The organism is Faecalibacter rhinopitheci (assembly GCF_015234135.1).
GTDB lineage: Bacteria > Bacteroidota > Bacteroidia > Flavobacteriales > Weeksellaceae > Empedobacter > Empedobacter rhinopitheci.
This window is the reverse complement of the sequence record NZ_JADGIK010000003.1, coordinates 172,007-196,285: the sequence shown is the minus strand read 5'-3', so window position 1 is coordinate 196,285 and position 24,279 is coordinate 172,007. Positions and strand designations below refer to the sequence as shown.

Genomic DNA, 24,279 nt, shown 5'->3' with positions numbered 1-24,279 from the left:
TTATAAACCAATATTAACCCCTAAAGAGAAAGTTTGTGGATTAGGATAAACACCTAAAGAATATGTTGTCACCGGTTCTGGATCGAAACCTTTCCAATCTGTCCAAGTCGCGATATTTTCACCTGAAACGAAAATTCTAAAACTCTTAATTGGTAAACGTTCTAAATCTTTTTTAGATAATCCGTACCCTAACGTCACATTCTTTAATCTAATGAAATCTGTTTTATATAAGAAACGGTCAGACATACCTTCCGTACCTAAATTGTACGCATTAACACTTGCAATATCTGTATTTGTATTTTCAGGAGTCCAAGCATTTAATAAGTTTGCAGAAACATTGTAACTGTTTGCTGATGTTGGATCCATTAACCAAGAATAAATGTTGTCGTAAGACCATCCACCTGCTTGGAATGAGAATAATACATCTAAATAGAATCCTTTGTAATCTGCATTAAATCCGAAACCTCCTGTAAATGGCGCATATGGCGTTTTACCAGTTAATCTACGGTCATCTGCTGTTGGTTCTTCTGTAATGTTTCCATTTTTGTCGATGTATTGTTGCTCACCAGTTTCTTTATTCACCCCAACATAGTGGTATAAATTCCATTGGCTCATAACTCCTCCAACTGCATTAACATTATCATCTGTTAAATTTTCTACATCCATAGAAACAATTTTGTTTCTGTTGTATGCTCCGTTAACAAATGCTGATAAATTAAATGGCTTGTCCTTTAACAATTTAAAACGTAATAAAGCTTCAATACCTTTATTCTCCATCTTACCGTTGTTCCCATCTACAGACCATTGTCCTGTTGTAGCAGAAACATTGATTTGATTGAACATGTTTTTAGTAGTCTTGTAATAAGCATCTACCGAACCTGATAAAAACCCGTTGAATAAATCAAAGTCTACCCCAACGTTAGATTGAGTCACTGTTTCCCATTTGATGTTTTCATTTGATAAATTACCTAATAAGAAAGCTTGCGCTCCTTGGTAACCCGCAACATCTGTTCTATATAATTGTCTAGTTAACTGAACACCTGTAAATAATGGGTTAGCATTATTTGTAGAAGTAACTAAATTTTGATTCCCTGTAATCCCGTGAGAAGCTCTTAATTTTAACATACGAACGCTTGTTCCTTGTAAAAATTCTTCTTTATCTAAGTTCCAACGTCCAGAAACCGACCAGAAAGTTTCCCATCTGTTTTCTTTACTGAAACGGAAAGATCCATCACGACGTACAGTAGCTCCAAATCCAAATCGGCTATCGTAATCATAATTTGCTGTTGCAAAAAATGCTAATGTTCCTGCATTTATTTTTTGTGCAGATACATTTGGTACATATTGGTTTGGATTATTTGAACTATACTGTGCCCAACCAGTTCCTGATCCTAATGACCAGTTTAATGGATTTAGACCATTTTGTTGTTGATAATCATAGATGTAGTGTGCTTTTGTATATTCTATATAACCAGCTACACTAAATTCGTGGTCATCAATTTTCTTATCGAAAGTAATATCTGCAACATTGTTAATTGTTACATCTTTTGTATTTTCAATACGATCAAATCCTCCGAATTCAATTCCGTTGTTTGCAGCAACGTTCACAGATAAATATCCATTTGGCGTACGTGCAAAGTTGCGAGCAGATTCTTTGTAATCAACCCCTAAACGGTTACCCACAGACACTTCATCCGTAATTTTGTAACGCGCATTAATTGTAGAAAAAATAGTCGTTTCTGCAAATTGGTTAACTACACCACCATTCAATAGATCTTGTAAAACGTGTGTATGCTTGTAGTTACCTCCAATCTCATTGTACATTTCACGACCATTGTTCCATTTGTAAGGTTGTAAATTAGGCATTGCTAATAAATAACCAAATAATGGATTCTGAATAACGTTGTTAGAAACTCCGTCATTTGTTTCTTGATCTAATTGATTTCTCTTAGAATAAGATAATGCAACTTGAGCATTGTATGTAAAACGTCCATCTTTTGATTTACCATTAATAGTATTTCTAAAAGTTAAACGTTTAAAATTAGTTGTTTTAATGTTACCTTCTTGCTCCATGTAACCAAGAGAAGAATATACGTTAACATTTTCACCTCCAAATCTTAATCCTAATGTATGTTGTTGACTAAAACCTACACTGTTAAAGAATTGCTTCTTCCAGTTTGTATTCGTTGTTTGAGCTGCAATTTGCGCATCTGACATTGATGTTAAACCTACTGCTTTTTGGATATTTAAGTTTTGCCAAGTATTGGCTACGTTATAGTGATCCGCAGGAAATTGAGATAATGAAGTTAATCCACTGTAGTCAATTTGTAAACCAGAGTTAAATTTACCTCCTTTCGTTGTAATAACGATTACACCATTGGCCCCTCTATTACCGTAGATAGATGTAGCTTGCGCATCTTTTAATACCGAAATATTATCGATATCTTCTGTATTTAAACTTCTGAACTGTGTTGCTGAAGTTGCAATACCGTCGATCACATATAATGGATCCGAAGATGCATTAATCGAGTTAATCCCACGGATTTTTACATTAATTTTTCCAGATCCTGGTGAACCAGATGCCGAGTTAATCGATAAACCTGGTGCTGTCCCTTGTAAAGAGTTTAATACACTTGAGTTTGGTCTATTTGCTAAAGTTTCAGCAGAAACTGTAACAACAGCTTCGTTAGATTTTGGCTTAGATTGCGTTTTTCCGTATCCTAATACTACAACTTCACCTAAGTTTTGTACTTCTTCTTGACTTATATATTTTAATACACCTAAATCGTTTTTTGAAACTGCGAATTCTTTTCCATTAATTACAATTACATCACCAATTTTAGCATCAATATCAAATTTTCCGTCGATATCTGTGTAGGTAACTTTATCAGTTCCCTTAACCGTAACCTCTACGTCAGATTCTGGAAAATTATCTGCATCATTAACTACACCTGTGATTTGAGCAAATGCGATACTTCCTAATCCAAGGAAAGCAAGTAAGCTCAAAGATGTTAATTTTCTCCTCATAGTCTAATTTTTTAACACTAATTGGGACAAAACTCTATCAAATTTTTTAGACAAAAAAAGATTTAATAAATAAATATTAATTTTATTAAATAAAGACATTTTTTCTTTTTTATATCATATATTTTTAAAAAATGAGTTATTGTATATATATTAATACTGATTTTAACATTAATTAATAAAAGAAATAAAATATTTATAATTATTTTTTAAACATTTATAAATATCAATATAGCTATACAATAAATTATTAATTATGATTTTTATAACTTTTACGTTGTTAAGGAATTAAGAAAATGTGAAATTTATTTAAAATTTCAAAAAAAAGGGAGACAATTGTCTCCCTTTTTTTAGGTAAAATACTAATTATTCGATGGTAATATTATCAATCAATAAATCATATTGTTCATTATTCCCCGTCCTAAAAGCTAAAAAATTTCCTGAAGAATTTGAAATATTTATATTTGATAAGTCATCAAGATCCAATTCAACAAATTTCCATTCTCCATTTGTATTGATTTGTCCTATGTAACTATTATTAGATCCATTATTCTCAGTTACAAGTTTATTATCTGTTAAAGCACCAACATTAAACGCATAATAAGAGCCATCTTGCTTATACAAATAGATATTTAACGATTTACTCGCATTACCTTTTATCCAAAAATGAAGTTTAGATGGATTTTCTGGCAAATTACTACCAGTTGGTCTTACAGTAAATGCAAAACCATTCTGTGCACGTGTACCTTTTATTTGTAATGCACCTGTCCCATCTATACCTTGCCCCGGAGCTTCTTTTACAGTAGGATCGTATGCGAAATTATTTCCACTAGCGATAAAATCAGACCAATTGTTAAAATCTGCTCCTTTAAATGCTGTTACTGCAGAGGCAGATGGTAAAGTAGCTTGACCGGCAACAAATCTTGGATTGTTAAATTTTACATCTTCAGTATCACGAATATATAACTGATAGCTGCTGTTATAGATTGAAACAACAACTGTAATTTCTCCAGAACCTTTTGGCAGTTCATCACTTGCAAATTTAGCGTAACCACTATTGCGTAAGTCTACACTTTTCCCTTTGATATCAACAAGTTTTCTATTCACAGTAGTTAATCCAATTGCATCACCATATGTTAGATCTGTTTCTGGAGATTCAAACTGAATATTTTTTATTGTAACCAATGTATTAATGTTTTCGGGTTTTAAAGCCTCACTAATACTATTGTAAATACGAGGAGTAATGATTGCATTACCATCACACGTTTTCTTAACATTAGATTCTCCTAATGCTTGCGTCATGCGCCCCACTCTAGTTTCTCCATTTTGAATGTAAGTTGAACCTAATTTTATTAATCCTCTATCATCTCCTGCAACTAAACCTTTTAATTTAATTTGTACCTTGGATCCTATTGGATATTGCGTATAAAGTGAATTTGCATCTATCTCTACTTGAATCCCTTTAGAAGTAGGATCTTGAGGATTATTCTGTATAGAAATAGTTTTAAAGAAATTTCCCGTTTCATCACTAGATATTACATACCCTTCTAAAATAGCATCTTCTGTATAATATACTAGTTTATTGGTAGCTGTGGAAGCATTCACATCTGCAAGTATATCTGCTATATATTTATTGGTTACCATTCCGGTACAATCTATTGGTGGGATGGAATAATCATCATCTTGTACACACGAATTAAAGAAGAAAAATCCAAACGAAATTGTTAGTATAGTCGATATTTTATTGAATTTATTCATTTTTATTATTTTTTAGAATCTTGAATAGATTAGTTATTGAATTAAAATCTTACAAACACATTAAAGAAAAATGTTCTTCCAGCACCATAAAACATTCTTGGTCCAAATAGTGTTTGTTGATTTTCATTAATTGCATTATCATAATTACCTAATCGTAATTGTTCAAAACCTCCTGTTATATAATTTTTATTATCTAAAATATTATTAACAGTTAAACTTGTTCCTAAGTAATAACTTCCAAATCGGAATGTTTTTCCTACATTAAGATTTAACATAAATTCATCGGAAACACGACTTTGTTTTAAAACCTCTTTTAGCTTTTCTTCGTTTATTTCATTTTCTATGTCTCTTATAAAATTGACTGTTCTACGGTAAGGTGCTACGTCTAAATAATTATTTGTTAAATAATTCCCCGAAACACCTAACCACCAAAATTTAGGATCTCTATATTCTATACCTAATGAATATCCAGTCTGAGGACCGGTTTGTAACCTGTAATCTTTTAAATAAGAAATATCATAATCACGAAAAGCTCTCCCGTCAGACTTTATAAAATCATCAGAAAACAAATAATAATCTGGGTTATTTGTATAAGTATATTGCCCTAATGCGGCAACACCTGATACCTTTATAGTTGGAGTAATTTGAGCTTCAATAGCCAATTCTGCACCCAGATGTTGCTTATCCACACCCGTCATTAACTCCGCCACAAAATAACTTCCTTCTCCACCATCAATGTATCCAAATCCCTTTTCTATTTCATCTTCTATTTTAGTATAAAAAGCCGTAGCTCTAGCTTTTACCTTAGGCCCTCTAAAAATATATGATACATCGCCAGAATAGATTTTTGCATTTACAATACTTTCCTCTACCGTAATATCATGCAGTCTTGCGTTTGGAAATACTTCATCCGCAGTAGGAGCTTCGGTAGAATATTGTCCATTAACAGCTATAAAATTTCGTCCATTTAATTTAAACAAGAAATTAGATTTTATACCATAATTAAAGAAGTCATATGTTTTTGATTTTCCATACGAATTATCCAAATACAACCCATGTTTAAATTTTCCTTCTCTGTAAAAATCGGTATAGGATCCATGCATACCAATTGTTACATCCAAAAGGTTACCTTTTATCTTGGATTGAATATATAAGTCTGCATGATTTCGATTTATCTCATAATCATACTCATGTCTGTCTCCTACTTTAGCCACATAATCAGGATTATTTACATCCTGTAATACATTACTAAAATCATCATGATTCTTTGCATATTGTCCCCCTAATAAATCTTCCACTTCACGAAACAATTCTGATTTTACATTCTGATATGTACCTGCAATAATTAACTCAATATTATTCGTTAAATCTGTTTTAAAGTTAGTATAAAATGAAGCCGTTTTATCTTCATTTACATCATTTGTTAAATAATAAACTGAATGCTTACCTACGTTTAAATTAGCTTGATACAACTTATTCCAATTTAACTGAGATGCCGAACCATTTAACCAATCCTCTTTTTTAAGATTATATTGTTCCTCATTTCCTAAAAATAATTGCCAGCTAGGCATATTTCTATAATAATTTGGTGTTGGATTTGGAGCGTTATACCAATTTAAACGTGAGCCAGCCTCACGACCTGTTTGATAAGATAGTGTTGTAAATAATTTGGACTTTGAGTTAAAATTCCAATGATGTGATAATTGAAAAACCGGTTCAAAAGTTTCCTTTACTCTCTCATTTCGTTTTTCTCCATCTTGCCACCCCCAGAAAGAGTTGTAATAAATTCCTTTCATATCTACCATTTCTTGTGTATTCACAGATCCAGTAGACCGGCGATTTGGAGCACCAAAGGCCGTAAAATTTAAGGTATGATTTGAGTTTAATCTTTTTTCTATTCCAATAAAATACCCCCAAGAATCATGAAAAGTACCTTCAGTTAATCCTTCTTCAGCCCAACGGCGAGAACCAGAAACCATAAAAGCCCATCCATTATCCATTAATCCTGTATTATAAGTGGCCATTATTCTGTTACGGTAAGAACGATTTGTTGCAGAATACGCTAAACTAATACCTTTTCGTAAGGTAGATGGTCGAGTATCAAAATTGGTTACTCCTCCAATATCTCCGAATGAATAAACTGAAGGCTCTAATCCATATGTTAATTCATCGGGTCTACGCGTTACATCGTTTAAACCTCCCCAATTATTAAATGTAGCCCGGCCATTATCAATTTTATTCATTCGAATACCGTTGAAATGAATATCATTATACTTATTGTCATATCCTCTTGGCTTAAACCAATAAGACCCCAATTCAAAAGCAGCTACACGTGCAAACACATCACGTGAAGACTGTAACAATCCTGCATTAGAAGCGGTAGAAGATTCGTCAGCAGACAACTCATCCTCATTTAAAGTAATTAAACCGACATCAATATTATTAGGATTAAATGTTAATAATATTTCTCCAAGTTCAATTTCTTTTTCTCCTGCAACGTTTATTGATTGTTCATACGGATCAAATCCGACACCCAATATTTGCAATTTATAATGTCCATCAGGAACATCTATAAATTGGAAATACCCGATACGATCTGTCATTACAGCTTCATTAGACATACCGTCTAACCTAACTGTAAGATTGTAAACCTCTTCACCTGTTACTGAATTTTTTGCAATACCTGTTATTTTTGATTGAGCTTGCATAGTTCCAACAACTAAAGTGATGAGTGAGATACTTAACAATAATTTATTCATTCAAAAGAATTTTTATTTATAAATTAGCTATATTTAAGAAGTTTTAACAAAGTTAATGAATTCATAATTAATAACATATGGTTAAATTTAAGAAATGTTTAAGTCTTTTCATACCTGCTCTTGTATTTTTCACAACAGATATTTTTGCGCAAAATAAATACAAGAGTGCAACGGTTGGATTTTACAATGTTGAAAACATATTTGACACGATAGAATCCGCTGGACTCATCGATGGAAATTTAAAATTTAATGATCCCAATTATCATATATCAATTCCGGTATCTGAGATTTCAAAATATGATACCGTTACCTTTAGACAGCAATACACGTATGAAAATATATCAGGTAAAAAAATCATAAGACCCGTTATTTTACAAAATGAATTTCTCCCAAAAGGAAAAAAATATTGGAATAGCGAACGTTATTTTCAAAAAATAAACAACGTAGCGAAAGTAATTGCAGATTTAGGAAAAGATGTGACTGGCACATCTCCTGTTATTGTAGGATTATCTGAAATAGAAACACGGAAAGTAGTGGAAGATATTGCCAACTCTATACATTTAAAAAACTCAAATTATGGTGTTGTACATTTTAATTCTTTTGATGCACGTGGTGTAGATGTCGCATTAATGTATCAGAAAAATAGATTTGTAGTAACTGAAGCTCTACCTCATCCTGTTTTCATCTTTGAAGCAGATGGAAAAAGAAAATACACGCGAGACATTTTACAAGTCACAGGATTACTTGATGGTGAAGAAATTTCTTTTTTAGTCAATCACTGGCCTTCTCGTAGTGGCGGAGAAAAAGTATCTATGCCTGGACGTATAGAAGCTGCTAAAGTTGCTAAAGTTATTATTGAAGATTTAAAGGCTAAAAATAAAAATGCAAAAGTAATTTTAATGGGAGATTTAAATGATGATCCTACTTCTCCTAGTATAAAACTTACATTTGATCCTGCTGCACATCCAGAACATGTAAAAGAGAATGGATTTTATAACCCAATGATTAACCTTTTCAAAAAAGGTTTTGGTACCTTAGCATATCGTGACTCGTGGAATTTATTTGACCAAATCATTGCTACAGCTTCCTTAGTTACATCTACTAAAGATTTTTCTACTTATAAAATACATAAGACTGAAATTTATAAAAAAGATTTTTTAGTATCTAAGGAAGGACAATATAAAGGATATCCACATCGTATGTGGAGTGGTGATACTTATAGAGCAGATGGTTATTCAGATCATTTCCCAGTATATACAATTTTATTAAAAGCAATTAAGTAACATGAAAACACTGGATTTATTATTTCAGGAGAAAAAAGAGAATTTAATTACGATATATACAACTGCGGGGTATCCAAATTTAATGGATACCCCAACTGTTTTAAAGCAATTGCAAAATAACAATGTTGACATTATCGAGGTTGGAATTCCATATTCGGATCCATTGGCAGATGGCCCTACTATCCAAGCTACAAGTGAGAAAGCATTAGCTAATGGAATGAATTTAAAAACACTTTTTGATCAATTAAAAAGCATCAAAGAAGAAATGCATACGCCTATTGTATTGATGGGATATTATAACCAAATGATGAAATTTGGAATAGAGAAGTTTTTAGGAGAATGTAAAGAGTCAGGAGTCTCTGGATTAATTTTACCTGATATGCCATTTGAAATTTATTTAAAAGAGCATCAATCTTTATTTGAAAAATACAATCAAAAAGTTGTTTTCTTAATTACTCCACAAACACCAAAAGACCGTATCAAAGCAATTAACGACGCAACTTCCGGATTTGTTTATGTTGTATCAAATTCTGCAACGACAGGTGCTACAGAAGCTAATTATAATGAAGATTTTTTAGCTGGTTTAAAAAATTTAGGTTTAACTAAACCTTACCAAATTGGATTTGGAATTTCTACGAAAACTGATGTAGAAAAAGCATGGGGGTTTGCGGACGGAGCAATTATAGGAAGTGCTTTTTTAAGAGCCATTGAAAATTCGAACGATTTAGAAAAATCTGTAGACGATTTTATTGCTACTATCAAATAATAAAAAAGGAGCTCAAATCGAGCTCCTTTTTTATTCTATTATTATTAAAATTATTCAACAATTAAGATGAAATAATTCTTTTTACCTTTTTGTAATAAAACATATTTATCAGCAATTAAGTTTTCGTTTGTTAACACAAAATCTTCACCAATTTTTTCTTTATTTACAGAAATTGAATTCGCTTTTAATTCGCGACGCGCTTCTGAATTTGATTTTAAGAAACTTGTTTTATCCGCTAATGCTGCAACAATATCTAATCCAGCTTCGATATCTGCTTTTGCAATAGTTGCTTGTGGAACACCTTCAAAAACTGATAAAAAAGTATCACCGTCTAGTTCTTTTAAATCTTCAGAAGTTGATTTTCCAAATAAAACTTGAGATGCTTTCTCAGCTTTGCGTAATTCGTCTACACCGTGTACTAAAATTGTAATTTCAGTCGCTAATTTACGTTGTAATTCACGTAAATGAGGTTCTTGGTTGTGACGTGCGATTAAATCATCTATTGTTTCTTTATCTAAGAACGTGTAAATTTTGATGTATTTTTCGGCATCAGCATCAGCTTGGTTCAACCAGAATTGGTAGAATTTATAAGGAGAAGTACGATTTTTATCTAACCAAATATTTTCTCCACCTTCAGACTTACCAAATTTAGTTCCATCTGCTTTTGTTGTTAATGGACAAGTAAAAGCAAAACCTTCACCACCATCAATACGACGAATTAATTCTGTTCCTGTTGTAATATTTCCCCATTGATCAGAACCACCCATTTGCAATTTCGCTCCGTATTCACGGTTTAAATGTACAAAATCATATCCTTGAATTAACTGGTATGTAAACTCTGTAAAAGACATTCCTACGTTAGATTCTGATGATAAACGAGATTTTACAGAATCTTTAGACATCATGTAATTTACTGTAATATGCTTACCAACTGTACGAGCAAAATCAATGAAAGAAAATTCTTTCATCCAATCATAGTTATTAACTAAAATTGCAGAGTTTCCGTTGTTTGAATCAAAATCTAAAAAGCGTGCTAATTGCCCTTTGATTCCTGCCACATATTTATTTAAAGTCTCTTCATCTAATAAACTTCTTTCCGCAGCCTTACCTGTTGGATCACCAATAAATCCTGTAGCTCCACCAACTAATGCGATAGGACGATGTCCATGACGCTGTAAATGAACTAATAAAAAAATCGGCACTAAACTACCTACATGAAGAGAATCTGCTGTTGGATCAAATCCTACATATCCAGAAGTCATTTCTTTAGAAAGTTGTTCTTCTGTTCCTGGCATAATATTATGTACAAGCCCTCTCCAAGTAAGCTCTTCAATTAATGGATTCATAGTATTTATATGTATTATTTTCTAAAATTTACGAGCGGTAAAGTTATAACTTTCTGTTCTATTATTTAAATTGAAAATAGTTATATCACTAAATTCTATATCTTTAATATTGATCACCATAAACCTCAATAAAAACCATGGAAGTTATCTTTCAAAATAATCAGATTAAATGGATTAGTTTAAATAATCCTTCTCACGAAGAACTCATCAATATATCTGAAGAATATAATTTTTCGAATTTAATGTTGGAGGATAGTTTAGAACCTGGCCATCTTCCTAAGTTTGAAGTAAATGAAGAAATTTCTTTTTTATTAATCCGATATTTTGAAAATGAAAATAGACCTTTAAAAAATATTGTAAGGGAATTTAGTCATAAAACCAGTATTTTCTTTGGGAAAAATTTTATCCTAACAGTACACAACAATGCGCCTTATATTATCAATCAAACCATGAAAAATTATATTCAGCTTTCCGATTCCTCTAAGATTACAAAAAAAGGAATTATATACCATTTGATTTCGGAAACACTTAAAACTTATGAAAAACCCGCAATAAGAATGGATGAAGAGATTGATAATTTAGAAGAATTAATTTTTACAAATGATATTGATAAATTAAAACTCCACACTTTATATCATCTAAAAAGGGAAGCTTCTGCGTGTAAAAAAATATTAGATTATACATTGGATGCTTTAAAAGATTATGGTTTAATCTATTCTAAAACGAGTTCTTTACAAGATTTGAAAGAAGATAATATTAAAATGCTTCATTTTCATACCCAAATTGTAGAAGATGTTCAAAATTTATTATCGATTTATCTTTCAATAAATAGTCAGAAATCTAATGAAATCATGAAAACGCTAACTATTTTTTCTGCATTCTTTTTACCTCTTACTTTTATCGTTGGAGTATATGGAATGAACTTCGATTACATGCCTGAATTGCATTATAAATTAGCATATCCTATTTCATTAATCGTAATGGTTACAATTGTTGTAGTAATATTTTTATGGTTTAAGAGAAAGAAATTTTTGTAAACAAATAAAAAAAAGGTCAGCTTTAGCTGACCTTTTTTTTTATTTAAAAATGTTATCAAAATTAATCTTCTATTATGAAGGATTTTGCACAGCTAATGGATTAGCATTTAATTCTGAACGAGGAATTACATATGTCCATCTTTTGTCACCCACAGGAATTTCCCATGTGTTGTTGATTACAGCTGCACTTGCTCCTGTATCACGACGGTTTAATGGTGAATTTGTACGTTTTAAATCAAAGAATCTAAAACCTTCTCCCCATAACTCTAAACGTCTGTTCAGCATGATTTGCTCTAAATATTCTGAACCTGAAGCTGTAAAGCTAGTGAATTCAGAATCACGAGAAGACACTAATTCTGCTAATACAGCTTTAGAACCTGCTTCGTTACCTAAATGGAATTTTGCCTCAGCTTCAATCAAATACATTTCAGCTACACGCATAAAAGGAACATCTCCTAATGCTGTATTATTATCTCTGTTACTTGTAATAAATTTCTCAGATGTATATGGGAATTTACTATAACTAGATGCTAAATTCAATTCTGGATGTTCTCCCGTTGGACTAATTAATTGTGTACGTACATCCGAAGAAGGGAACGCATTGTATAATTTAATATTCGCAACTTTTGGAGCTTGACGAATTTGAGTTGAATTATAATTACGAGACATGTAAGCATGGAAATTTCCGAAATAATCAGATTGATCTCCTACAATTTTAATACCCCACATCCATTCTGGATTAGTATAATCATTGAATCCTTCTTTGTACTGAGCTTGAGACATTAAAGATTTACCTTTACGTGCCAATTCAGCATACTGAGCTGCCATCTGATAATTTTGTTGAACTAAAGCTACACGCGCTTTAATCCCTAAAACATTATCTAATGCAAAGTGAGAAGCGTTAGTTTTAGTCTTACCTGTTAATAATTCTTCTGCTTTATCTAAGTCCGTCCATATTTGTGCATAAACTTCTTCTACAGTAGCTCTTGCTTTTGGAACTTCAATTAAATCAGTTGAAGGATCTAAATGAATAATAACACCCATTTGATCATTATTAACTCCTGCTTGGTAGCGGTTTGCATACCACTGCACTAATTGAAAATATGAGAACGCACGGTAAGCATAAGCCTCTCCGATTGCTTTTTCTTTTGTTGTCGTACTTCCTGTAGCTTCTGTTCCGTAAGTAATTATATTATTTGCATTACGAATCATACCGTACCAAAAGTTCCAAGGATAAGACACTCCAGCTGCAGCCTCGTTATTATTATCTAACCATCTAAGTGTAGATACAAACCATCCATTTCCTTGAGAAGGAAAGATAACATCATCACCTAATACATCGTTGTATATCATTTGACTTGTATATCCATTATTCCCTTGAGAATCATTTTGACGAACGTACATATTTCTATGCATCCCGTTGATAATAACCATTAAGTTATCTGCTGTAGAATAAGCAACTACATCAGGAACATCAGAAGTTGGAGTTGTATCTAAATAATCATCAGAACAAGAAGTTAAAGTCAACGAACTTCCTAAAACTAATGCAGCTAATATATATTTTATCTTTTTCATTTTATAAATTATTAAAATTGAACATTTAATCCTACACTCACGATTCTTGATGGAGTGTAACGGTAAGATGTTGTACCATTAAAAGATTGTACTGGTTCTAATCCTTTTTTAGCTGTCCAGCTATATAAGTTTTCACCTGATACAAATAACTTCATTGAGCTTACACCTAACTTTTCAATTTGGTCTTTTTTGAAATTATATCCAAATGTTGCACTTCTTAATGATAAATAATCTGAATCTACTAACCAGCGAGACGATGCCGCTAAATTTTGAGTAGTATTATTTGTCGATAACTTAGGTAAATTTGAAATATCTCCTGGGTTTTGCCAAGCTGTTAACATATCTGTATGTAAAGCTCCTCCAGTTGGTGAGATATTAATAAAGTTCGAATAATTTGAATCGTATGTCTTTCCTCCTAATTGGTAAGTAAATAATGTATTTAAGAAGAATCCTTTGTATGAGAAATTATTCGAAATACTACCATATAAATCAGGAAGTGCACTTCCTACGTATGAAAACTGAGCATTATTATGATTTACCGTATATTTCTTACCATCGATTGTACGTGTATCACTTGTATCCTCTTTCGTTGTATCTTGAACATATAACGTTCTACCATCATTTGGATCGATACCTGCATATTCACGTAACCAATAATCATAAATTGATTGACCTTGAGCTATACGTTTAGTTCCATTAATAATTGCATCTTGTCCGTCAGGCATTTTAATCATTTCATTTTTCACTGTAGATGCATCAACATTTAAATCCCATCTAAAGTTTTCATTTCTAATGATTCCTAATGATAACTGAACTTCTATACCTCTATTTTCTAATGTACCAATGTTTTTATTAATACTTCTACCTGGTACACCTACAGAACCAGCAGTAGGTACAGCGAAAATTAAATCTTCAGTTCTTCTTTGGTAATATTCAACCGATCCAGAAATTCTATTATTTAAGAATCCAAACTCAAGAGCAACATCAAATTGCTGATTCGCTTCCCATGTTAAATTTGGACTACCTATTTGAGAAAGTAAAATACCTGATTCCCCTGCATTGTTATATCCTAATTCATATAAATTTAAATCAGTTTGGTAACCAGGATTTGTACCAATACCTCCATCATTTCCTACTTCACCGTAAGAACCACGTAATTTTAATAAATTAACCGCTGATGAATTTGCTAAGAAATCTTCTCTATGTAAATTCCAAGCAGCACCTGTTGACCAGAATGTTCCTTTATCAAAACCTGGTGCAAAACGAGATGACTGATCTTGTCTAACAGAAGCTGAAACAGAATATTTGTTATTGTAATCGTAATTAATACGCCCAAAGTAAGACTCTTTTCTTAAGTCGTATACATACCCATTGGCATCAGTAATTGTTAAGAAATTAGCTAATTCTTTAATTCCTGAAACTACCTCATTAGTTTTTCTTGTATAAGAATATTGAGTACTTCTCTCAAAACTTTCGTGACCTAAATCAACTTGGAAATTATTCTTTCCGAATGATTTTTGGTAAGTCAAGATTTGATTCAATGTCATTGCAGAAGTTTTGTAATCTGTAAATGATAAAGATGCTGTACCAATTGCATCACCTACTTCTTTGTTTCCATAAGCTTTAGTTGAACGGTTTTGTAAATCATAAGAAACATTTGTTCTTAAAGTTAACCCTTTCGCTAATTTTAATTCAGCAAATGCTCTTGTAGTGATATTATCCGTTGTTCTAATATTATCATTTAATAATGTTTCTTGTAAAACATTACGTCCAGCTCCAGCTCCAGCTCCACGACCTCTTGTTACTGTACCGTCGTATAATACATTTCCATTATCATCATACATTCTATTCCCAAAACCATCATATAAAAATGGTGAATAGATTGGTCCCATGTAACGAGCTGTATAGAATGGATTTATGTAAGAAGTTCCCTCACTATCATTAGCTTGCTTTGATTTTGTTAATGTACCTGCTACATCCACTCCTAATTTTAACCAATTAGTTACTTGGCTGTCCGCTTTAACACGAGCATTATAACGCTCAAAATCAGATTTAATAATATAACCTTCTTCGTTGTTATAACCTAACGATGCAAAATAAGTTGAGTTATCATTCGCTCCACTATAATTCAGATTGTATTGTTGAATTGTACCAACTCTTGAAGTATAATCTTGCCAATCAAAATCATCATATAATTTTTTAGCATTTGGATTTAATTGTCCATTGATAATTATTTGATTATCTGGTACGTTATAAATATTATTTTTTAAATTACCAGAAATTAAATTTTCTGAAGCCCATGTATTTGCTTGCTCTAAAGTTTTACCAGGATTAGATTCTTGGTAACCATTACGCATTGCAGTCCATGTAAGTCTGTAATAATCATCAGCACTAATACGATCGTACTCAGGAGTTCCACGAGTAACTACACCCGTATTCATACTGAATGTTAAATTACCTTTTTTACCTTTCTTCCCGTTTTTAGTGGTAATCATAATTACCCCATTAGCAGCAGAAGAACCATATAAAGATGTAGACGCTGCATCTTTTAAAATACTGAAAGACTCAACATCATTAGGATTAATATCAGATAATGTCCCCGTAAAAATAGCTCCATCAACTACATATAAAGGCGCATTAGATAAGTTATACGAAGATACCCCTCTAATTTGAATATCAGTAGAAGAACCTGGTTGACCTGTAGTTGTAGAGAATTGTACACCTGGCGCAGCACCTTCAAGAGCTTTAGCCACATTTGTTAATGCTCTATCTTCAAATTTTTCAGATTTAATCTGTACGTTAGAACCAACAACAGTCTCCTTTTTCTGAACACCATATGCTGTAATTACAGTTTCTTCTAAATCAATATTATCAGTAGTTGATTTAGTTTCAATATTTCCTAAACTAGTCGATGTTACTAAAACCTCTTTTCCGTTAATAAGTAATACATCACCTACCTTAGCGTCTATAGAGAATTCTCCATTCTCATCTGTATACACTACTGTATTAGAACCTTTTATTTGTACAGGCACATCCATTTCTGGAAATCCATTCTTATCATTAACAGTTCCAGATGTTTGAGCATAAGCAATTGCTCCAAATCCTAAAAATGCTAATAAACTTAATGATGTTAATTTTCTCCTCATGATTTTAACAAGTAATTAATTTATTGGCAATATTAACTTAATTTTAAGAAATAGTTCACATTTATAAAATAATTCAATACTTTATATATTAACTTACTAGCAATTGGTTCGTAATTATAAATAACTTTATTACGTTTTTATCATATTAAGCTTTGATTTTCTACACTTTGATTTACAGATAATTACACGTTTTTACACACAATATAGTTTTAAAGAATGTATATTTATACGAAAATTTAACATAATAAATTATGCTATTTAGGATAAATCTAAATTAATCAACATACACAATAACCTATTTATTACTATTCATTTTTCCTTGATCTGCAGAGCTATATTATTTTTCTTATTTTTGAATATGTTTTCAAAAGAAAAATAAAAAATGATATTTGTAACTGGTGGAACTGGCTTAGTAGGAAGCAATTTATTACTGCAATTAATTGAGAGAGGAGAAAAAGTTCGTGCTTTAAAGCGTTCTACATCAAATATCCGAGAAGTTGAATACTTTTTTAAAAGGAATAAATCGCAAGAAATTTTTCATAAAATTGAATGGATTGAAGGCGATTTATTAGATATTACATTTTTACCCGTTGCACTAAAAGATGTTACAACCATATTTCATACTGCTGCATTTGTAAGTTTTGATCGTAAAGATGAAAACAAAATTATCCAGACTAATGTGGATGGAACAGAGGCTTTAATAAATGAAGCAATAGCTTCAGGTGTAAAGAATTTTATATACCTAAGTTCTATTGCTGCAATGGATGATTTAAATCCGGTTACGAAATTAATAGATGAACAATCAACTTGGAATAGTAACGCAAGACATTCAATGTACGCCATCTCTAAATATAGATCTGAAATGGAAGTATGGAGAGGATCTCAAGAAGGATTAAATGTACTGGTTGTAAATCCTTCAGTAATTATCGGATCTTTTGATGGGAAACGAGAAAGTGAAAAATTATTTCAAGATAATTTTATGAATAAATATGCACCTTCTGGCGGAACAGGATTTATTGATGTAAGAGATGTTGTAAATATTATTCTAGAATTATATTCAAAGAAAATTTACAATCAAAAATTCATTTTAAATGCGGAAAACTTATCCTACACTACAGTACTAAAAAATATTGCAGATAAGAAGCAAAAACCTCTAAAGTCTATTACAAATAATTCTTTAAAAGCTATACAAATTGCTACCAATTTCACTAAGTTTTTAGGAACGCCTTCGCTAGACAAAGGAACTTTTCAGGCGTTAACAACATTTACCAAGTACGATAATTCAAAAATAATTAAGACCTTAAATTATAATTTTATTCCTATAAATGAGGCGCTAGATTTTCATTTTAAAAACTATCAAAACCTTATTTCTTCTAAATAATATATTTTCACCTTTATGGAAAAGCAATTTCACACAACTTTACAATCTAATTACACACTATTTACAGGGGAAGTTTCTGCACATAGTCCATCTAATATTGCATTGATAAAATATTGGGGAAAAAAGGAAAATCAAATTCCGACGAACAGTTCTATTAGTTATACTCTAACAAATTCATATACAGACACTATTTTAAAATTTACACCAAAAACTGAAAAAGGTTATGATGTAAAAGTATATCTAGAAGGTGAATACAAAGAAAGTTTTGCGCCAAAAATTATTACATTTTTTGAAAGAATCACAGCGTATATTCCTTTTTTAGAACAATTTAGTTTTGAGGTATTCACTTCAAATTCATTCCCTCATAGTTCCGGAATAGCATCTTCTGCTTCTGGAATGAGTGCAATGGCTATATGTTTAGTACAAATTGAGCAACAATTGGGAGCAATTTTATCAGAAGAAGAAGCATTAAAAAAAGCTTCTTTTTTAGCTCGACTAGGTTCAGGAAGTGCATGTCGATCGGTATATAAAGGATTGGTTGAATGGGGAGAAAATGATTTTATAGAAGGTAGCTCTGATCTTTACGGAACTAAATATCCAGATCATGAAATACATGATGTTTTTAAAACTTTCCATGATACAATTTTATTGATTCATGAAGGACAAAAGACTGTATCCTCTACTGTAGGACATAATTTAATGAACGGTCATCCTTATGCTGAACGTCGATTTATAGAAGCAAATGAGAATTTACAAAAGCTTCTTCCTATTTTAAAACAAGGTGATGTAAAAGCATTTGGAGAATTAGTAGAACATGAAGCATTAACATTACATGCGATGATGATGATGTCTAATCCTGCATTTATTTTAATGAAACCTAATACCGTTGCTGCTCTTGACAAATTATGGGAGTTTCGTCGTGAAACAGGAAATCAACTCTACTTTACATTAGATGCTGGTGCAAATGTACACTTACTATATCCGGCACAAGATGCTGAAGCGATTGAAATTTTCATTGAAAATGAATTAAAACAATTTTGCCAGAACGGAAATTATATACAAGATAAAGTAAGTTTCTAAATAAATTTACAGCAACAAAAAACGTCTTTATTTGAAATAAAGACGTTTTTTTTTATTGAATTAAAAGAATTAATAATCCCCTTTAACTTGTTCACCATTTACTATAGCTAAAGCAGAAGAAGTACCAATTCTTTTGACACCTAAATCAATCATTTTTTGAGCTTCCTCAATATTACGAACTCCTCCAGAAGCTTTAACTGGTAAAGATCCTGCATTATCCAACATTAGTTTAATAACATGCTCATTTGCTCCATTTGGTTCACCATTTGGAGTTTGATAAAAACCAGTCGAAGATTTCACAAAAACTTTATCAGCATATTCTTGTCCAATTTTATTATTAACAGTATTTCGAACCAATTTAGTAATCGCAACAATTTCGTCATCCGTTAAAGCAGCAGTTTCAATAATCCATTTTACTACTTTACCTTCTCTTAAGGCTACAGTAGTACAAGATTCTACTTCTTCTTCAACCTTACCTATTTCACCTTTTTTAAAAGCTCCATAGTTTATTACAAAATCCAACTCATCCGCTCCATCCGCAATCGCCTTCTGAGCTTCTCTTAATTTTTCGTTGATATCATTCTTTCCTTCCGGAAAATCAATTACTGTTCCTAGTGTAACGTCTGATTTATTTTCGTCTAACAATTCACGAATCGAACGTACATAATCTGGGCGAATCATTACAGCAAAGATTTTATTCTCCATTGCTTCATGTGCCAAAGCTCTTACTTTATCTAAAGTTTCAGAATTAGAAATTCCGGCTTGCTCTGGTGTTTTAAGATACGTCGAGTCTAAATATGTTTTAATACTCATCTTTATTTATTAAAGTTTGATTTGTCTATTAATTGTTTGTTCTAAAGAAATAATTGTTTCGGTTCTAGTAACTCCATCAATTTGTTGAATTTTTTTGTTCAAGACATTCATTAAATGCATGTTGTCTTTACAAAGAATTTTCAAAAATATGCCATAATTTCCAGTTGTAAAATGAGCTTCAACAACTTCTGGAATATCTTCTAATGATCGTATAACAGTTTTATAAGCGGATGGTTTATCCATAAAAACTCCTACAAAAGACATCGTAGTAAATCCTAAAATACTAGGATTTATAATAGTTTTGGTTGAATGAATTAAACCTGAAGTTTCTAATTTTTTGATGCGCTGATGCACCGCTGTATTAGAAATTAATAATTCTTTGGCAAGCTGTGAAACTGGAATATTTGCATTTTCCATAAATGCATTCAGAATTGACTTATCAATTCCATCTAATTCAACTTGGCCATTGTCTTGAATTCTCACTTCAAAATTAATTTAATCCTTGCAAATTTAATATTTTATTATTGTATAAATCGGAAAATGATCACTATATCCTCCTAAATATTTTGAACCAATAAAACTACGATGCGGAAAAGCACCATATTTAGCAACATTTGTCGTTAAAAAAGATGCATCAAAAATATCAGTTTTTAGATGTTCTATAGCATTTTTGCTTGTTAAAAATTCTTTAGAAAATAACATTTGATCAAAAAGCATCCATTGTTTTTGATGTACTAAAGAACCACGTTTATAGTTCATTAATTCGACCATTGGATTAAATAATTCATGATGAATTATTTCGTGTTTTTTTGATCTTGTATCTAAAATCTCTCTTAAATCGTCATTGGAAGGCGTATCGTTAAAATCTCCCATCACCATAATTTTTGCTTTTGGATTTTCAGATAATAGTTCATCCACACGAGATTTTATCTTAGTTAATAAGATTTTTCGCTTCATTTGATTTAATTCCTTATCAATTTTAGAAGGTAGATGAACTATAAAAAAATATATGGTTTCCCCTGATAAATCTGCCTCTAGATATAAAATATCTCGTGTATAAGATTTTTCTCCTAACTGATTTTTAAAAACGATTCTGATAGGTTCGGATTTATTTATTGTGATTAAATCTTTGCGATAAATACACCCTACATTAATATTTCTTTCATCTAAAGATTCATGGAGTATATAATCATAATTTCCTTCTTTTAGGTTAGTATGATTAATTAAATCTTCCAAGACAAAATTATTCTCAACCTCAGCAAGACCTACCAATAAAGGTAATTGATCTGTATCTCTCTTTCCTATCTTTGCTATAGCAAACGAAATTTTATCTACTTTTAGATGATAACGCTTCTCTTTCCATTTAGAAAAGTTACTTGGAAGAAAGGTTTCTTCTTTTAAAGTACGATCTGCATAAAAATTTTCTACGTTATAAAATGCAATTGTTCCTAGGTTAGTATTCAAATTTGATAAGATTTTTGCTAAAATATAAATTCAAAATTAGAAAAAATTGTTTTTTAGTTTCATTACCTCAATGCACATCCAAATTAATTCCCTCTAAAATGTCTTAAATTAATAATTTTAAGATTAATTATTATGCAAATTCACTTTTTTAAGGCCATAAAATTATCAACTTGAATAGTTCAAAATCAACTGTGAAAATTATGCTAAAAATCAAGGAAAACAAGTTGTTACGCGCTGCTAAAAAACATTAAAAATTGTATATTTGCTGTGCTTATTCATTAAGCACAATTTAAAATTGAAAAGTAATATTTTAATTGACTTCACCTGAAGTCTCAAAAATTAAAAATAATGTCAAAGTCAAAAATTATTTACACTCTTACAGATGAGGCGCCAATGTTGGCAACTTATTCTTTATTACCAATTGTTAAAGCTTTTACAGCTACAGCAGATATCGAGATGGAAACTCGTGATATCTCTTTAGCAGGAAGAATTTTAGCAAACTTTCCAGAGTTTTTAAAAGACGACCAAAAAATTGGTGATGCTTTAGCTGAATTAGGAGATTTAGCAAAAACTCCAGAAGCAAACATCATTAAATTACCAAATATTTCTGCTTCTATTCCTCAATTAGCTGCTGCTATTGCTGAATTACAAGCACATGGATTTGCTGTTCCTAACTACCCAGCTGATGCTGCAACAGAAGAGGATAAAGCAATCAAAGCTAAATATGCTAAAATTTTAGGTTCTGCGGTTAACCCAGTTTTACGTGAAGGTAACTCTGACCGTCGTGCACCTAAAGCCGTTAAGAATTATGCTAAAAAACACCCACACTCAATGGGAGCATGGTCAGCAGATTCTAAAACGAAAGTTGCTCATATGGAAGCTGGAGATTTCTACGGAACTGAACAATCAGTTACTGTTGAAAATGATTCTCAATTCAAAATCGAATTCGTTGGTAAAGACGGATCTGTGAAAGAATTAAAAGGATTATCTCCTTTAAAAGCAGGTGAAGTTATTGATACATCAGTAATGAACTTAGCTGCTTTAAAAGCTTTCGTTAAACAAACAAAAGAAGAAGCTAAAGAAGCTGGAGTATTATTATCTGCTCACTTAAAAGCAACAATGATGAAAGTTTCAGATCCAATTATTTTTGGAGCTGTCGTTTCAGTATACTTCGAAGACGTATTTAGTCAATTCGCTGATTTATTTGCTGAATTAGGTGTTAATCCTAACAATGGTTTAGGTGAATTATACAACAAAATTGCTGGTCACGCTCAAGAAGCTGAAGTAAAAGCTGCTATCGATGCTGCTATTGCTAACGGACCTGCAATTGCAATGGTTAATTCTGACAAAGGAATTACTAACTTACACGTTCCATCTGACGTAATCGTTGATGCTTCTATGCCAGCAATGATTCGTACTTCAGGACAAATGTGGAATGCTGAAGGTAACCAACAAGATACTTTCGCTATTATCCCAGACCGTAACTACGCTGGTGTTTACCAAGCTACAATCGAAGATTGTAAAGCAAACGGTGCATTAGACCCAACAACTATGGGATCTGTTCCTAACGTTGGTTTAATGGCTCAAAAAGCTGAAGAATACGGTTCTCACGATAAAACTTTCCAAGCTGAAACTGAAGGAGCAATCCGCGTGGTAGATGCTGAAGGAAATGTAATCATGGAACAAGCTGTTGAGACTGGAGATATCTTCCGTATGTGTCAAGCAAAAGACGCTCCAATCAAAGACTGGGTTAAATTAGCTGTTACTCGCGCTCGTTTATCTTCTACTCCAGCTATTTTCTGGTTAGATGAAAATCGTGCTCACGATAGAGAAATGATTGCTAAAGTAAACAAATACTTACCAGAATTTGATACAACAGGTTTAGATATCCGTATCATGAACCCAGTTGATGCAACTAAATTCTCATTAGAAAGAATCCGTCAAGGTTTAGATACTATTTCTGTTACAGGTAACGTATTACGTGACTACTTAACAGATTTATTCCCAATCTTAGAAGTTGGTACTTCTGCGAAAATGTTATCTATCGTTCCATTAATGAACGGAGGTGGTTTATTCGAAACTGGTGCGGGAGGATCTGCTCCAAAACACATCGAGCAATTCAAAGAAGAAGGTTACTTACGTTGGGATTCATTAGGTGAATTCTTAGCATTACAAGCTTCTTTAGAGCATGTATCTCAAACACAAGGAAACGCAAAAGCTCAAGTTTTAGCGGATGCTTTAGATGAAGCTAACGATAAATTCTTAGATACTGACAAATCACCAGGACGTAAATTAGGAACTATCGATAACCGTGGATCTCACTTCTATTTAGCAATGTACTGGGCTCAAGCGTTAGCTGCTCAAACTAAAGATGCTGAAATCGCTGCTAAATTTGCTCCAGTTGCTGAAGCAATGACTGCTCAAGAAGAAGCAATCGTAGCTGAATTAATCGGTGCTCAAGGAACTGCACAAGAAATCAAAGGTTACTACCAACCAGATTATACTGCAACTTCTGCTGCAATGCGTCCTTCTGCAACTTTAAATGCAATCGTAGATGCAATCTAATTTTTAAATTAGATTCTAAATATAAAACCTCGCTCAATGAGCGAGGTTTTTTTATGTTTTATAATTATTACTTTATTAATATTAGTATGACACTTTATAAATATACTGAACTCATCATCAGAATCACATTTAATGATATAAGAAATGAGATGTTGAAACAGGTTCAACATGACTTTGGAATTGAATAAATATTAGATTCCTCGACAAGCTCGGAATAACAGCTCTATTTCTTCATCCTGAATTCATTTCAGGATCTTATCAAATGAGAAGCTGAAATGAATT

At 31.8% G+C, this 24,279-nt stretch carries 15 protein-coding genes; 6 read left to right on the top strand and 9 right to left on the bottom strand.

Going from position 1 to position 24,279, the window contains the following annotated elements; genetic code table 11:
- The 3 genes from IM532_RS05915 to IM532_RS05905 form a co-directional block, all read right to left on the bottom strand.
- Complete coding sequence (locus IM532_RS05915; protein WP_194182528.1) at nt 1-3,027, bottom strand: SusC/RagA family TonB-linked outer membrane protein; 3,027 nt, start codon at nt 3,025-3,027, stop codon at nt 1-3.
- Between the two features lie 363 nt (nt 3,028-3,390).
- A complete protein-coding gene (locus tag IM532_RS05910; RefSeq protein WP_194182527.1) occupies nt 3,391-4,782 on the bottom strand; it encodes a DUF5689 domain-containing protein in 1,392 nt (463 codons plus the stop codon).
- A gap of 41 nt (nt 4,783-4,823) precedes the next feature.
- Entirely contained in the window at nt 4,824-7,541 is a 2,718-nt protein-coding gene (locus IM532_RS05905) for a carboxypeptidase-like regulatory domain-containing protein (RefSeq protein WP_194182526.1), read from the bottom strand.
- A gap of 77 nt (nt 7,542-7,618) precedes the next feature.
- Between IM532_RS05905 and IM532_RS05900 the strand changes: the two genes are divergently transcribed.
- Nucleotides 7,619-8,824, top strand: a complete 1,206-nt coding sequence (locus IM532_RS05900; protein ID WP_194182525.1) for an endonuclease/exonuclease/phosphatase family protein — start codon at nt 7,619-7,621, stop codon at nt 8,822-8,824.
- A gap of 1 nt (nt 8,825) precedes the next feature.
- Nucleotides 8,826-9,590 carry a tryptophan synthase subunit alpha gene (gene trpA / locus IM532_RS05895; protein WP_194182524.1) on the top strand — a complete coding sequence of 255 codons (765 nt, stop codon included), beginning with the start codon at nt 8,826-8,828 and terminating at the stop codon, nt 9,588-9,590.
- A gap of 50 nt (nt 9,591-9,640) precedes the next feature.
- Here the strand turns inward: trpA and tyrS are convergent, their stop codons facing one another.
- Nucleotides 9,641-10,936 (bottom strand): tyrosine--tRNA ligase, encoded by a 1,296-nt coding sequence (gene tyrS, locus IM532_RS05890; RefSeq protein WP_194182523.1) that lies wholly within the window; start codon nt 10,934-10,936, stop codon nt 9,641-9,643.
- 137 nt (nt 10,937-11,073) lie between these two features.
- Between tyrS and IM532_RS05885 the strand changes: the two genes are divergently transcribed.
- Nucleotides 11,074-11,973 (top strand): CorA family divalent cation transporter, encoded by a 900-nt coding sequence (locus IM532_RS05885; RefSeq protein ID WP_194182522.1) that lies wholly within the window; start codon nt 11,074-11,076, stop codon nt 11,971-11,973.
- A 72-nt stretch (nt 11,974-12,045) separates the two neighbouring features.
- On the opposite strand, the gene IM532_RS05880 is transcribed toward IM532_RS05885, so the two are convergent.
- Together IM532_RS05880 and IM532_RS05875 are read right to left on the bottom strand one after the other, a co-directional pair.
- Nucleotides 12,046-13,548: a RagB/SusD family nutrient uptake outer membrane protein gene (locus tag IM532_RS05880; RefSeq protein ID WP_194182521.1), complete on the bottom strand. Its 1,503-nt coding sequence runs from the start codon at nt 13,546-13,548 to the stop codon at nt 12,046-12,048.
- 11 nt (nt 13,549-13,559) lie between these two features.
- Nucleotides 13,560-16,694 carry a SusC/RagA family TonB-linked outer membrane protein gene (locus IM532_RS05875; protein ID WP_194182520.1) on the bottom strand — a complete coding sequence of 1,045 codons (3,135 nt, stop codon included), beginning with the start codon at nt 16,692-16,694 and terminating at the stop codon, nt 13,560-13,562.
- A gap of 382 nt (nt 16,695-17,076) precedes the next feature.
- Here IM532_RS05875 and IM532_RS05870 point away from each other — a divergent pair, with 382 nt between their 5' ends.
- A complete protein-coding gene (locus tag IM532_RS05870) occupies nt 17,077-18,075 on the top strand; it encodes an NAD-dependent epimerase/dehydratase family protein (RefSeq protein ID WP_194182519.1) in 999 nt (332 codons plus the stop codon).
- A 15-nt stretch (nt 18,076-18,090) separates the two neighbouring features.
- Nucleotides 18,091-19,155, top strand: coding sequence for a diphosphomevalonate/mevalonate 3,5-bisphosphate decarboxylase family protein (locus IM532_RS05865; protein ID WP_194182518.1), 1,065 nt, complete (start codon nt 18,091-18,093; stop codon nt 19,153-19,155).
- Nucleotides 19,156-19,224: 69 nt separating this feature from the next.
- On the opposite strand, the gene deoC is transcribed toward IM532_RS05865, so the two are convergent.
- The 3 genes from deoC to IM532_RS05850 are packed head-to-tail and all read right to left on the bottom strand — an operon-like array spanning nt 19,225 to nt 21,432.
- The gene (gene deoC / locus IM532_RS05860; protein WP_194182517.1) at nt 19,225-19,968 is read right to left on the bottom strand and encodes a deoxyribose-phosphate aldolase; all 744 of its coding nucleotides are present in this window, start codon (nt 19,966-19,968) and stop codon (nt 19,225-19,227) included.
- A 9-nt stretch (nt 19,969-19,977) separates the two neighbouring features.
- Nucleotides 19,978-20,451 carry an Lrp/AsnC ligand binding domain-containing protein gene (locus IM532_RS05855; RefSeq protein WP_194182516.1) on the bottom strand — a complete coding sequence of 158 codons (474 nt, stop codon included), beginning with the start codon at nt 20,449-20,451 and terminating at the stop codon, nt 19,978-19,980.
- Between the two features lie 27 nt (nt 20,452-20,478).
- Nucleotides 20,479-21,432: an endonuclease/exonuclease/phosphatase family protein gene (locus IM532_RS05850; protein ID WP_194182515.1), complete on the bottom strand. Its 954-nt coding sequence runs from the start codon at nt 21,430-21,432 to the stop codon at nt 20,479-20,481.
- A gap of 345 nt (nt 21,433-21,777) precedes the next feature.
- On the opposite strand from IM532_RS05850, the gene IM532_RS05845 reads away from it, so the two are divergent.
- Nucleotides 21,778-23,997: an NADP-dependent isocitrate dehydrogenase gene (locus tag IM532_RS05845; protein WP_194182651.1), complete on the top strand. Its 2,220-nt coding sequence runs from the start codon at nt 21,778-21,780 to the stop codon at nt 23,995-23,997.
- Nucleotides 23,998-24,279: the final 282 nt, after the last annotated feature.